At 68.7% G+C, this 12,315-nt stretch carries 12 protein-coding genes and 1 tRNA gene; 10 read left to right on the top strand and 3 right to left on the bottom strand.

Annotated features, from left to right (window positions below; translation table 11 throughout):
- Positions 1–48 precede the first annotated feature (48 nt).
- From FHR37_RS33610 to FHR37_RS29075, 6 genes are all read left to right on the top strand, one after another.
- Positions 49–600, top strand: a complete 552-nt coding sequence (locus FHR37_RS33610) for an ArsR/SmtB family transcription factor (RefSeq protein WP_456237023.1) — start codon at positions 49–51, stop codon at positions 598–600.
- On the top strand, positions 600–1,535 hold the full coding sequence (locus FHR37_RS29055; protein ID WP_092886407.1) for a cation diffusion facilitator family transporter: 936 nt from the start codon (positions 600–602) through the stop codon (positions 1,533–1,535). The genes FHR37_RS33610 and FHR37_RS29055 overlap by 1 nt, the downstream gene beginning before the upstream one ends.
- 300 nt (positions 1,536–1,835) lie before the next feature.
- Positions 1,836–2,051 carry a hypothetical protein gene (locus FHR37_RS29060; protein WP_092886405.1) on the top strand — a complete coding sequence of 72 codons (216 nt, stop codon included), beginning with the start codon at positions 1,836–1,838 and terminating at the stop codon, positions 2,049–2,051.
- 548 nt (positions 2,052–2,599) lie between these two features.
- Entirely contained in the window at positions 2,600–3,889 is a 1,290-nt protein-coding gene (locus FHR37_RS29065) for an ABC transporter substrate-binding protein (RefSeq protein ID WP_092886403.1), read from the top strand.
- A 6-nt stretch (positions 3,890–3,895) separates the two neighbouring features.
- On the top strand, positions 3,896–4,846 hold the full coding sequence (locus FHR37_RS29070) for a carbohydrate ABC transporter permease (RefSeq protein ID WP_092886401.1): 951 nt from the start codon (positions 3,896–3,898) through the stop codon (positions 4,844–4,846).
- Entirely contained in the window at positions 4,846–5,742 is an 897-nt protein-coding gene (locus tag FHR37_RS29075; RefSeq protein ID WP_175542694.1) for a carbohydrate ABC transporter permease, read from the top strand. The genes FHR37_RS29070 and FHR37_RS29075 overlap by 1 nt, the downstream gene beginning before the upstream one ends.
- Here FHR37_RS29075 and FHR37_RS29080 read toward each other — a convergent pair.
- A complete protein-coding gene (locus tag FHR37_RS29080; RefSeq protein WP_175542693.1) occupies positions 5,732–6,700 on the bottom strand; it encodes a nuclear transport factor 2 family protein in 969 nt (322 codons plus the stop codon). The two genes, FHR37_RS29075 and FHR37_RS29080, sit on opposite strands and share 11 nt — an antisense overlap.
- An 88-nt stretch (positions 6,701–6,788) precedes the next feature.
- On the opposite strand from FHR37_RS29080, the gene FHR37_RS29085 reads away from it, so the two are divergent.
- Positions 6,789–7,418: a TetR/AcrR family transcriptional regulator gene (locus tag FHR37_RS29085; RefSeq protein WP_092886399.1), complete on the top strand. Its 630-nt coding sequence runs from the start codon at positions 6,789–6,791 to the stop codon at positions 7,416–7,418.
- A 24-nt stretch (positions 7,419–7,442) separates the two neighbouring features.
- Here FHR37_RS29085 and FHR37_RS29090 read toward each other — a convergent pair whose 3' ends face one another.
- Positions 7,443–8,456: a DUF6081 family protein gene (locus FHR37_RS29090; protein WP_092886397.1), complete on the bottom strand. Its 1,014-nt coding sequence runs from the start codon at positions 8,454–8,456 to the stop codon at positions 7,443–7,445.
- Between the two features lie 177 nt (positions 8,457–8,633).
- Between FHR37_RS29090 and FHR37_RS29095 the strand changes: the two genes are divergently transcribed.
- Positions 8,634–9,170, top strand: coding sequence for a hypothetical protein (locus FHR37_RS29095; protein ID WP_092886395.1), 537 nt, complete (start codon positions 8,634–8,636; stop codon positions 9,168–9,170).
- A 40-nt stretch (positions 9,171–9,210) separates the two neighbouring features.
- Here FHR37_RS29095 and FHR37_RS29100 read toward each other — a convergent pair whose 3' ends face one another.
- Positions 9,211–10,737 (bottom strand): LCP family protein, encoded by a 1,527-nt coding sequence (locus tag FHR37_RS29100; protein WP_202884575.1) that lies wholly within the window; start codon positions 10,735–10,737, stop codon positions 9,211–9,213.
- A 473-nt stretch (positions 10,738–11,210) separates the two neighbouring features.
- On the opposite strand from FHR37_RS29100, the gene FHR37_RS29105 reads away from it, so the two are divergent.
- A tRNA-Ser gene (locus FHR37_RS29105) sits at positions 11,211–11,304 on the top strand.
- 387 nt (positions 11,305–11,691) lie between these two features.
- The gene (locus FHR37_RS29110; RefSeq protein WP_139239101.1) at positions 11,692–12,231 is read left to right on the top strand and encodes a hypothetical protein; all 540 of its coding nucleotides are present in this window, start codon (positions 11,692–11,694) and stop codon (positions 12,229–12,231) included.
- Positions 12,232–12,315: the final 84 nt, after the last annotated feature.

A 12,315-nucleotide genomic window follows, 5' to 3' on the forward strand; every position in this document is an offset into this window, starting at 1 on the left:
TGATGATTCAGCGTTTGCTTAATTCAGTGAGTGCTGTACCTTGACCGGGTGCGCACGCCACCACCCGGACCCCACCGACCGCAGGCCGCCTCGATCGGCCCGGCGGACGTGGACGCGATGTCCCGGCTCGGCCGGGCGATCGCCGACCCCACCCGCTGCCGCATCCTGCTCGCCATGGTCGCCGGGCCCGCCTACCCGGCCCAGCTCGCCGACACCCTCGACCTGACCAGGCCGAACGTCTCCAACCACCTCACCTTCCTGCGCGGATCCGGCCTGGTGTCGGCGACGCCCGAAGGCCGCCAGGTCCGCTACGACCTGGCCAGCCCGCACCTCGCGCACGCCCTGGTGGAGTTCCTCGCCGTGGTCAACGAGGGCGCCGAGCAGACCACCTGCGCGGACTCCGACGTACGCGAGCACTCCGACGTACGCGAGCACTCCGACGTACGGGCACCCGGGTTCGCCCGGTCGGCCCGGCCGCACGAGAACCTCCCCGCCAGCGGCCACGAGCCCGCGCGGACGCAGGAGTCCGGCCCGGTCCGCGCCCACCGCCGTCCAAGTCGCCCGGGCCGTCGGCCCCCGCGTGCGGAAGGGACCTCCTGATGGCCGCCGGACACGGACACGGGCACGGCCACGCAGCGCCGCAGGGAACCGCGACGGGCGGCCACCGGCGCCGGCTGATGCTCGTCCTGTTGTTCACCGCGTCGGTCCTGGTGGTCCAGGTCGTCGGCGCCATCCTGTCGGGCTCACTGGCGCTGCTCGCCGACGCCGGCCACATGGCGGCCGACTCCGCCGGCATCGTGCTCGCTCTGGGCGCGGTGACGCTGGCCCAGCGCGCGCCGACGAGCCGGCGTACGTTCGGCTGGCAGCGCGCGGAGATCCTGGCCGCCGCGGCCAACTCCGTGATTCTGTTCGGCCTCGCGCTCTACATCCTGGTCGAGGCGGTGCAGCGGCTGTCCGAACCGCCCGAGGTGAAGTCCGGGCTGATGCTGGTGGTCGCGCTGGTCGGCCTGGCCGCCAACACCGCGTCCCTGCTGCTGCTCCACCGGGCGCAGTCGGACTCCCTGAACCTCCGCGGCGCCTACCTCGAGGTCCTCGGCGACCTGCTCGGATCGGTCGCGGTGGTGGTCGCGGCGCTGGTCATCACGCTGACCGGCTGGCAGCGCGCGGACGCGGTCGCGTCCGGGCTGGTCGCCCTGATGATCCTGCCCCGCGCCTGGGGGCTGCTGTGGGAGGCGATCGACGTACTCCTGGAGGCCGTGCCCAGGGGCGTGGACATGGAGGCCGTACGCCACCACATCACGCACGTGCCCGGCGTGGTCGACGTCCACGACCTGCATGCCTGGACGATCACCTCCGGCCTGCCCGTCCTGTCCGCGCACGTCGTCGTGGACGAGGCGACGATGGCCGGCGGCCACACCGGACGGGTACTGGACGCGCTGTGCACCTGCCTGGCCGGGCACTTCGACGTGGAGCACTCGACGTTCCAGATCGAGTCGGCCACCCACCGCGAGCACGAGAGCCCCGTACACGACTGAACCGGTCGCCTGACTCGGCCGGCAGCGGATTCTTCCGCGGAAGAATCCACGACGGGATCGCCGCTCCGGATTCTGCTGCACCGCGATTCTTCCGCGGAAGAATCGTCCGCCGCCGCCGCGACCGCCGCGCGCGGGCACTCGCGCCGGGCCTTCGTGCCGTCAGCCGCCGAGCCGCCGACAGGCCGACGCGAACATGAGGGATCCCTCGCAAAGTTGGGTGGCAAATTTGCGGAAACCGGTGCTGACCGGCATTGGAGCAGGTGACCATGGGGTACTGCACGAGATCGGAAGGCGGCGTCAATGCCGGCACCACACGGGTTCGAGTTCGCCGCGGCGCAGGGGTCTCCCGGACCCTCGTACACCGCGCCGGACCCGGACGTCGGGCGGGACCAGGTCCGCGATCCGCTGGTCTTCTGCGTGAGTGGCGGGACCGGTGGTTTCGGCGGGGCCTACTGGCTCGACGACCGGATGGACGAGCCCGGACGGGAGTACGGCCCGGACGAAGTGACGCGGTAGCCACGCCGATACGATCATCGGCCGGTACGCCGCAGGCGCCGCGCGGACCACAGGCACGCCGACCGCGGAGTCGCCCGACGACGAAGTTCGCAGGAGTTCGCAGCAGCGCAGCACCCGGCAGCATCGCACCACCGGAAGTTCCCGCGCACCGCCGCAAGCCGAACCACCGAACAGCCGCACCGACAGAACCACCGCACAGCCCCGATCCGCCGGGACCGCCCCAGTCGGCCCCGGCGCCGGTGCCCTCGTCGAGCCCGTGCTCGGAGGGTCCAGATCGCACGCCTCCGCGATCTGGGCCGTCCCGGCGCGGGTTCGCCCCGTTTCCGGCACGTTGCGTACAACGAAACGGTGCACGAACGATTTAACTCTTGACGTCATTCCCGCCGAATGCGACTGTTTTCCAACGTGGGAGATCACTCATGTCGCCGGCGGAACCGTCGACGGTGGCAGCGTGTCCTCCCGCGTCGGTCGACGTGACCGGGAGTCCGCACGTATGTCGCCGGCTGTGATCGCTCCGGCCGGCGTTTCTTTATCGGAGGTGTGTACGCATGACCCCGACACAGCCGGCCGGCCCTTGGAGCCGACGAACCTTCCTGCGCCGTACGGGTGGCCTGGCAGCCCTCGGCGCGTTCGCCGCGGCCTGTGGCGGGAACACCGGACGCCCGGCGAGCGGGGGCGGCGGCGGTGGCGGCGGTAGCAACACAGTGTTGTCGCAGTGGTACCACCAGTACGGCGAGACCGGCACGAAGGAAGCCGCGCTGAAGTACGCCAAGGCGTACGACAAGGCCGCTGTCAACGTGCAGTGGACACCCGGTGACTACGCGTCGAAGCTCGCCTCCGGACTGCTCTCCGACAAGGGCCCGGACATCTTCGAGAGCCAGCTCAACATCGCCATGGTGCAGAGCAAGCAGGTCGTACCCCTCGACGACATCATCAGCGACGTCAAGGACGACTTCAACGCCAACGACATCACCACCAACACCGTCGACGGCAAGCTCTACGGCATCCGGATGATCGACGACCCGCAGCTCATCTACTACCGCAAGAGCCTGCTGGACAAGGCCGGACTCAAGCCGCCGACGACGATCGACGAGCTCATCACCGCGGCGAAGGCCCTCACCAACAAGAACATGAAGGGCCTGTACGCCGGCAACGACGGCGGCCTGGCCATGGGCGGTCCCGCGTTGTACTCCTCCGGAGGCACCTACCTCACCCAGGACCACAAGCCCAACTTCACCGGCGAGCGCGCCCTGCAGGCGTACTCCAAACTGCACGAGCTGTACGCCAGCAAGTCGATGTTGCTCGGCGCCCCCACCGAGTGGACCGACCCCGGCGCGTTCATCAACGAACTCGCGGCCATGCAGTGGATCGGCCTGTGGGCGATGCCCGCCATCCTGAAGAAGTTCGGCGACGACGTCGGCGTGATGGCGTTCCCGAAGCTGGACGCGCAGGGCAAGGACGCGGTCTACTCCGGCGGCTGGACGCAGTTCGTCTCCGCGAAGAGCAAGAACGTCGAGGCCGCCAAGAAGTTCGTCCGCTGGCTGTGGATCGACAAGACGGACTTCCAGGAGGACTGGAGCCTGAGCTACGGCTTCCACATCCCGCCCCGCAAGAGCCTTGCGGCAAAGGCGAAGAAGCTACAGACCGGCGCCGCCGCCGAAGCGGTGAAGCTCGCCGCCGACAACGGCTTCACCGACAACCCCGCCTGGACACCGAAGATGGGCACGGCGTTCGGCGACATGCTCACCAACATCATCAAGAAGGGCGCCGACCCGGCCGCGGAGGCGGCGAAGGCGAAGAAGACCAGCCAGGCAGAGCTCGACCGGCTGTTCGGCTGAGCGGCGATGAGCGCCGTCACCGAGTCGTCCACCGCGGACGGCACCAAAACGTCGACGGGCAAGGGGAGGCGCCGCGGCATCCGCGGCTCCTCCCTCGCCTTCTGGCTGTTCGTCGGACCGTTCCTCGTCGGGCTGCTGGTCTTCGGCTACGTGCCGATCGTGTGGAGCTTGTTCCTCAGTTTCTTCGATGCCCGCAACACGGTCACGCCCACCGACTTCGTGGGGCTGCGCAACTACGCGGACATGCTGACGGACCCCAACTTCCTGTCCAGCATGGTGACCTTCACGGTGTTCGCGGTGTTCATCGTGCCGCTGACCTTCGCGTTGTCGCTCGGCCTGGCGCTGCTGGTGAACGGCGTACGGGTGGCACGCGCCTTCTTCCGTTCGGTGTTCTTCCTGCCCACCGCGTGTTCGTACGTCGTGGCCTCGCTGATCTGGAAGCTGTCCATCTTCAACGGCGTGCGGTTCGGCCTGGCCAACACCGTGCTGAGCTGGTTCGGCATAGAGAACATCGCCTGGCTGAGCACCGTCAACCCGCCGTGGTACTGGATCCCGCTGGTGACCGTGCGGCTGTGGCTGCAGCTCGGCTTCTACATGATCCTGTTCATCGCCGGCCTGCAACGCATTCCGACCGAGCTGTACGAAGCGGCCTACGTCGACGGCGCGAAGCCGGGCTGGCAGGTGTTCCGCTTCATCACGTTCCCGCAGCTGCGGGCCACCTCCATTGCGGTGCTGCTGCTGAACCTCATCGCGGCCTACCAGGCGTTCGACGAGTTCTACAACCTCGTCGGCAACGTCAACTACGCCCGGCCGCCACTGGTGTATCTCTACAGCGTCTCGCTGGGCTCCATCCAGGACCTCGGCCGGGGCAGTGCCGGCGCACTCATCCTGGCGGTGATCATCATGATCCTCACGCTGGTGCAGAGCAGGATCTTCGGCTTCGGTAAGGCGGACTGATGGCGACCACGACCCAACCCGCCGTACGCACCACCGGAACACCCGTCCCGATCGGGCACAGCCGCGGCCCGATGGCGACGGTGGCCAAGATCGCCCGGTGGGCGGCGCTGCTGGTCACCACGCTGGTGTTCCTGGTGCCGTTCTACCTCATCGTGCGGAACGCGCTGTCCACCGACGCCGACATCACCGCGCCCGGCTGGAAGGTGTTCCCGAGCGCGCTGCAGTGGGGGAACATCGCCGAACTCTTCAACGACAGCGAGGTTCCGATGGCGCGTGCGCTGTGGAACTCCGCGGTCGTCGGCGTGCTCGGCACCGGCGGGCAGCTGCTGCTGGCGGCGATGGCCGGCTACGGTCTGGCCCGCATTCCCCACCGCGCGGCCGACAAGATCTTCTACCTCATCGTGGCCACGCTGATGATCCCGGCGGCGGTGACGTTCATCCCGAGCTTCGTGCTGGTCTCCTCGCTCGGCTGGGTGAGCTCGCTGCGCGGCCTGATCATCCCGGGGCTGTTCAGCGGGTTCGCGGCGTTCCTGTTCCGGCAGTACTTCATCAACTTCCCCAAGGAGCTCGAGGAAGCGGCCAGGGTCGACGGCCTGGGCTACTGGCGGACGTTCTGGCTGATCGTCGTACCCAACTCGCTGCCTTTCTGCGCCGCGATCGCCGCGATCACGTTCATCGCCAACTGGAACGCCTTCCTGTGGCCGTTGGTGATCGGGCAGGACTCCTCGTCGTGGACCGTGCAGGTGGCGCTGTCGACGTTCGTCACCGCGCAGACCATCAACATCCACGAGCTGTTCGTGGCCGCCGGGGTGTCGATCCTTCCGCTGGTGCTGATCTTCGTGTTCCTGCAGCGCTATCTCGTGCAGGGCGTCGCCGAGACCGGCATCAAGGGCTGACCAGGCGGGCACCGAGCACGGGCAGCAGGTTCGCGTAGTCGCGCAGCAGGGTGATCTGCCCGTCGCGTACCCGCAGGACGTAGACGTACGACATCCGCAGCGGGCGGCCGGTCGGCAGGTGGGTGCAGTCGATGTCGTGCTCGACCACGATCACCTCCGGGTCGGTCGTGTCGTGGACGACGACGTTGCGGTACGCCTCGAACCGGATCAGCTGCCCGGCGTTCCGGGAGAGCCAGGAACGCACGGCCTCCCGGCCCTCCAGCCGCTCCGGGATGCCGGGCAGGCGGAACGGGAACTCCTGCACGCCGTCGGGGGCGAACAGGTCGGCCATCTCCTCGCGGGAGTTCGCCAGCACCGCCTGCTGGTAGCGGGCGAAGACGGCCCGCGGCCCGGTGCCCGCCGGGTCGGCGCTGTCCGCGCTGTGCGCGCTGTGGGTAGGAGCGCTCTCGGCATCGGGCGGGTCGGCTGCTGCCGCCTCCTTCACCGCGGCCACCAGTTCGTCGAACCGGCCGAACGCCTGGGCCATCGCCACCACGTCCTGGTACTCGCGTACGTGCACGACCTGCCCGTCGCGGACGCGGAGCAGCACCAGCACGGCACCCGACACCCGCTCTCCCGTAGCGGTGAGCGTCCCGGCGAGCTCGTACTCCACGATCGCCACCTCGGGGTCGAGGCTGTCGTGGATCGCCACGACGGGGACGTCCTCGATGCGCATCGGCAGCGCCGCCCGCCCGGCGCGGGTCAGCGCCTCGAGCCGCGATCTGCCCTGGAGCCGGTGCGGACGTCCGGGAGGGTTGAACGGCCACTCGACCACGACGTCCTCGGCCTGGTCGGCGGAGTCGTCGGTGGTGCCGGACAGGACCGAGCGCCGGAACCGCTCGAAGGCCAGTCGCGGGGTCAGCCCCGTGGTCGGTTCCGAGGTCGGCTCGGTGGTCTGCTCGATTGTCGGCTCGGACATGATCTCTCCCGTTCACTCAACGATTGTTGAATCTCAACGAGCGTAGAGCGAAATCATGGCTTCGGTCAACGCCGGTAGAGTCACGAGAATGAGCGCCGCCAGGAAACCCGAGGAGACCGGCTCGCCCGACTCGGCCGACCGTCCCCGGCTCAGCCGGGCCGAGCGCCGCCGGCAGACCGAGCAGCGGATCCTCGCCTCGGCCCGGCGGGAGTTCGCCGAGCGCGGCTACGAACGCACCACCATCCGGGGTGTCGCCGGGGCGGCCGGGGTCGACCCGGCGCTGGTGATGCAGTACTTCGGTTCCAAGGACCAGCTGTTCCGGCAGTCCGTGCACGTACCGGCGGAGGAGGAACTCCCCGCCGAGCCGGCCGAGTTCGCCGAGCTGCTGCTGTCGATCCTGGGCGTCAAGCTGAGCGGGCAGCCCGCCAGCATGCCCCTGCTGCGGTCGGCGTTCACCCACCCGGAGGCGACCGAGGCGGTGCGGGCGTCGCTGGCCGGGCAGATCGCCCAGGGTGCCGCGGTGATTCCCGCCGAGGACCCCGAGCTGCGGTCGGCGCTGCTGGTCGCGGTCCTGCTGGGTGTCACCACCGGACGTCACCTGCTCGAGCTGGACCACCTTCGCGACGCCTCGCCGGAGCAGATCACCGACCTGCTCCGGCCCGCGTTCCAGGCGCTGGTCGGCGGCCCTACCGAACCGAGCGCCGGCCAGGACGCCTGACCACCCCCGATGCGAGAGCCAGGGTCACGTGCCGACCGTGCTCGAGACCACCACGCGACGAACGTCGAGCCTCGCCCCCTGACCGAAGAGCCGGCTGGACGGGAGACTCGACGGATCCACGAAGGTCGACGGCGTTGGCTCGCCCACGTTCGGGTCGAAGTATCCGGTGGGGCCGTCCCCGAGCTTCACCAGGCTGGTGCCGGTCGGGCAGTAGCCGTCCAGCAACGTGAACATGCCCATCCCGCAGGCAAGCTGTCGCGGCTCCAGGAGCACGTCCTCACCGCCGTGGTCGAGGGTGAGGTATCTGCGGTCGATGCGGCAGCCGATGCGGTCGACCCCGAACACCTCCTCCTCGTCGACGTACCAGCGCACGGTTCCGGCCGCACGGTCGTAGGAGATCCTCAGATGGTGCACCGCCCGCGGATGGTTCGCGGCGACCGGGATCTGAAAACTGAAGGCCGCGTAGTTGTCTCCGAGCGCCGGACCCCTGCCGAACGGGAGGCGCTCGTAGAAGGCGTAGATGGTCTTGTTCGTAAGGAAGAAGTCGAAGACGGCATACGTCTCGAAGTCGATCAGGTTCGCCGCGAACGAAGCGAGCCGCAGGTCGTCGTCCGGGTCGTCCACGGCGCCTCCGAACGGCTGGAACCGAGTTCCGTACGTCCGTCCCCCCAGCCAGGTCTCGAGGGAGAGCACCTGGCCGGTGACGGCATCGAAGCCGGGATGGCCGCTGGAGGCGGTGTGGTTGGCGTAGGCGAGCCACTTCACGTGGTCGAGCCCGCCGGCAAGGCCGCCGTTTCGGCTGTCCGGTGCGAGGGTGAGGGTGAACGCGGGGTCGCCGGTCGTCGAATTCCTGCCCGGGGAGACGACCGTGAGGCCGTGGGGGCCGGTGGTGATCATGCCGTCGTCACCGGTGAAGCTCCCGGCGCGGAAATAGAACCACTTTGCCGTTGGCGTGCCGACGGTGAACCCGTCCTTGAAGTCGTCCCAGAGGCGGCGGTACGTCCCGTCGTCTGCGCGAACGAACTCGAGATCGCGCATGTCCTTCTGCCTTTCCGACCTTCCGACCGGCTGGTCGCAAGTGTCTTGATCAACTTCGTCGAAGATAGCCGAGCCCGGGCGGGATGTCCCGTGCCTCAGGGGAGGCGAACGGGGTCGACGGGACGCCGGCCGGACGCCTGACGGGGGCATGGTGGCCTCGTGACAGACTCCGGTGTCATGTCCGCCCCACAGACCCCGTCCGGCTCCACGCCCGGCTCGCCCACGCCCGGTTCGCCCGGCGCGAGCTCCCCGGTCAGCTACCGCCTGCGCCCGGCGCTCGGGGTGCGCATGCTCGGGATGGCCTGCGTGTGGCTCGCCCTGGCCGTGGTGCTCGAGGCGCTCCGCCGGGGCGTACCCGCGATCGACGGCACCCTCGTCGTGGTGCTGGAGTGGATCTTCTTCGCGGTCTTCGTGATCGTCGTGGCGCTGGCCGCCTGGTCGCTGCTCAGCCGGCGGTCGGGGCTGGTGCTGTCGGACGAGGGGTTCGTCAACCGGACCAACTGGCGCCGCGACAGCGTGCGGTCGGCGCGCTGGTCGGAGGTCGCCGACGTACGCCGGTCCGACGGCGACGCCGGCGCGGTGTTCGTCGTCGCACTGGCGGACGGCCGGCGCAGCCTGATCGCCACCCGGCTGCTGGATGCCCCGGTCGGTTCGCTGGAGGAGCAGTTGCAGGGGCGGCTGAACACCGCCCACGGCTACCGCCCGTTCGACTGAGCCGAGCTACCGAACCGGACCGGCCACCGAGCCGGGCCGGCTACTGGATCGGGCGGTACGCGCAGGCGTCGGCGAGGGAGTCGGCCGGTGCGTTCGGGTCCGGGGTGGCGCTGACGGAGGGCTTGGGCGTCGGCGTGGGCTTCACCGTCCGGTTGGTCGCCGGCTTCTTGGTCGGCGGCGCCTTCTCACTGGCCGCGAGCGCGGTGCTCACCCGCTTGTGGATCAGCTTGTAGTCGGGGTTCCACGGCTTGATGATCTTGTTGGTGAAGGCGATGCTCTTGACGTCGCCGCCCTTCACCTTCATCGACAGGTCGACGAACGCCGGGAGCAGCGAGCCGGGGATGTCGGTGAGCACGATGTGCTTCGACGTCTTGGCGATCGCTTCGTACCTCGTGAGGACCGTGCCCGGGTTGGCCTGGTCGATGATCGCCTTCATCGCGCACCGCTGGCGCAGCATCCGCTGGTAGTCGTCCGCACCGTAGCGGCCGCGGGCGAACCACAGTGCGTGGTAGCCGTCGAGGTGCTGGTTGGGGCCCGGGTGGAGGTAGCCCGACGGCTTGATGCCCTCGTCGGTGGCGCCACCGATGGCCACCCGCTCGTTGATGTTGACGGTGATCCCGCCGAGCGCGTTGACCAGCTGCGCGAAGCCCTGCAGGTTGATCAGGACGTAGTAGTCCAGCTTCAGGCCGAGCGCCTGGCCCACGGCCAGCTTGGTGGCGTCGGCGCCGGGGTTGTCGCTGTCGAGCAGGCCGGGGTGCTGCGCGGGGACGTTGCGGTAGATGGAGTTGATCATCCACTCCAGCTGGTCGCCCGGCCCGGCGTAGACGCCGCCCTTGTACGCCTTGGCCAGCGAGGAGCCCGGCGGGAACGGCACCTTCTCCAGGTTGCGCGGCAGGCTGAACAGCACGGTGTTGCCGGTGTGGGTGTCGATGCTCGCGACCTGGATGCTGTCCGGCCGGATGCCGGAGCGGTCCTTACCGCCGTCGCCGCCGAGCAGCAGGACGTTGACGCGGTCCTGGCCGGCCCACGGGTCGGCCGCGGTGACGTTCTTGGGGCGGGTGGCACTCCGGCTCTCCGTACCGGCGAAGACGTCCTGGACGACTCCGCGTTGCACCTGGGCGTAGCGGCCGCCCACGGCGAGCGGGGTGAGTACGGCCAGCACCAGGAGGGTGACCAGGGCCGAGCCCAGGATGCGCTGCAACGGGCTGATGTTCCAGGGCCGCAGCGACCGGTAGGTGAGGACGATCACCACCATCCAGGCCAGGCCGACCATGGGCAGGAGGATCCCGATCACCCGGAGGGTGTCCGGCTGGACCAGCCAGTGCAGGAGCGACCGCCGCTGGGTGAGCCCGATCCAGGCGATGAACACGAGAAGGGCCACGGCGACGGCCAGCACGGCCGCCCCGAGCCGGCGGCGGCCGGCGGCCAGCAGGCCGAGGCCGGGCACGATCGCGCCGGCGACCGTGAGCAGGAGGGCGCTGGTGAACGACACCGGCCGACGACGCCGCCGGTCGGTCACCGGTGGCGTCGACGACGTGTCGTGTTCGTCCCTTACCAGCTCAGACATGGACCGTATTCAATCCCACTGGGACCCCCGTCCAGGACCACCCTCGGGCGCGAATGTGCGGGCTCTCACCCTGGCACGACGTGTGAGCGGACCCCGGAGTTGCACCAGCGGGTGCGATATCCGGTCCGCTCTCGTCGCGAGGTGTGCCGAGCTCCACGTTCGCTCCTGTTGGTCGTTCGGTCCTACTGCTGTGCTGCGGGCTGCCATCGGCCTGCCCGGTTCGAAGGATTCTCCTCGGTTCCGGACAGGTTCGTGACAGGTGATGCCCGTTTTGGTGCGACTATCCGGGTTCGACCTGCGCAATCGGCCGGTTTCCCGGCATAGACGACGGACGCCCGGATCAGCGCACGCTACGCCACCACCCTGAGATTGGCCATCTGACCTCGCGGTTCGTGGCTTCGGGCAGGTCGCTTTGCCCGGCTCCGCCCCGGCCCGCTACCCTGATCCGGCGTGCTGGCGCTGCCAGGACGAGGGGAGGCGTCGCCTAGTCCGGTCTATGGCGCCCGCCTGCTAAGCGGGTTGAGGGTTCATCCCCTCTCGCGGGTTCAAATCCCGCCGCCTCCGCCAATGTGATCTCTCAAGAGATCGGAATGGCCTCGAATCCCATTGGGTTCGGGGCCGTTTTCATGTGCGCTCGGCGAAAGGCCAGTGTGTTGGCAGTCTCAGGCGCCGGCGACCGGCCCCGCGCGGATCGTGCGCAGCGGGACCGTCTCCCTCAGCTTCTCCGCGGAGGTCTTTACTCGACTCTCCCGCAAGTTTGCACTATCCACTCAGCGGATTATCGACGCTGACATCGGGCCGTGAAGCTATTGGGCTATTGGGCTGGAGGCCTTGGTGGTGCGACCGGGTCGGAAATTGATCACAGTCTGATCACCCAGATGAGATTCGGTTCCCGGTGCAGCGGACAAGCACGTAGCTTCATCTCACCAATGGCTTCCTCCGGGGGGAGAGACGATGGCCATGAATGGAGCGACACTGGCGACACTGAAGGTTGTCGGCGCCATCGTGGTGGGGTTCGCAACCGTCACGGGCGCCGTCGCGGCAGCTGTGTTTTCCTGGCTCGCCTACCAGGACTCCCACGCCGCCGTCGAGGCCGTGAGGCCCAGCGTCGGGGCCTTCACCGCCAGGCCACGGGACCCGCTCACGGGCTGCGTGTATCGCGCTCCGTACGAGGGAATCAGCGTGGCCGGAACCGCCCACATGGAGCGCCATGAAAGCTTGTTCCTCCTCGTGCGCGGAGACGAGTCGGTCTTCTGGATCGCCGGCACTCCGATCGACATCGACAGTGACGGTAGGTGGACGCAGGCGACGGGCACCTTGGGCCAGTCTGCGGACAAGGACTCGAACGGTAAGTACCACCTCCTGCTGGTCGCGGCTGATTACAACGGCGCGTCGCAACTGGAGACCGCGTACGAGAAGCCAGGCGTGGGCTATGTGAAGACGCTCTCGCCCAGTATTCATGTCATGGACGAGGCGTGTGTCCTGCGGAACTGACAGGCGACAGCACAATTGCGCCCAATCTCGGTGGCCGGGTGAGTCCGCGGCTCATCGTTCGGGATTGTTCAACTGGCCTGTCCG

The sequence above is a fragment of the Actinopolymorpha cephalotaxi genome, from assembly GCF_013408535.1.
Lineage (GTDB): Bacteria > Actinomycetota > Actinomycetes > Propionibacteriales > Actinopolymorphaceae > Actinopolymorpha > Actinopolymorpha cephalotaxi.

Bases quoted from the DNA above. Each gene is read 5' to 3' on its own strand.
- FHR37_RS29055 (WP_092886407.1), top strand. From the start codon at position 600: ATGGCCGCCGGACACGGACACGGGCACGGCCACGCAGCGCCGCAGGGA.
- FHR37_RS29060 (WP_092886405.1), top strand. From the start codon at position 1,836: ATGCCGGCACCACACGGGTTCGAGTTCGCCGCGGCGCAGGGGTCTCCC.
- FHR37_RS29065 (WP_092886403.1), top strand. From the start codon at position 2,600: ATGACCCCGACACAGCCGGCCGGCCCTTGGAGCCGACGAACCTTCCTG.
- FHR37_RS29070 (WP_092886401.1), top strand. From the start codon at position 3,896: ATGAGCGCCGTCACCGAGTCGTCCACCGCGGACGGCACCAAAACGTCG.
- FHR37_RS29075 (WP_175542694.1), top strand. From the start codon at position 4,846: ATGGCGACCACGACCCAACCCGCCGTACGCACCACCGGAACACCCGTC.
- FHR37_RS29080 (WP_175542693.1), bottom strand. From the start codon at position 6,700: ATGTCCGAGCCGACAATCGAGCAGACCACCGAGCCGACCTCGGAACCG.
- FHR37_RS29085 (WP_092886399.1), top strand. From the start codon at position 6,789: ATGAGCGCCGCCAGGAAACCCGAGGAGACCGGCTCGCCCGACTCGGCC.
- FHR37_RS29090 (WP_092886397.1), bottom strand. From the start codon at position 8,456: ATGCGCGATCTCGAGTTCGTTCGCGCAGACGACGGGACGTACCGCCGC.
- FHR37_RS29095 (WP_092886395.1), top strand. From the start codon at position 8,634: ATGTCCGCCCCACAGACCCCGTCCGGCTCCACGCCCGGCTCGCCCACG.
- FHR37_RS29100 (WP_202884575.1), bottom strand. From the start codon at position 10,737: ATGTCTGAGCTGGTAAGGGACGAACACGACACGTCGTCGACGCCACCG.
- FHR37_RS29110 (WP_139239101.1), top strand. From the start codon at position 11,692: ATGGCCATGAATGGAGCGACACTGGCGACACTGAAGGTTGTCGGCGCC.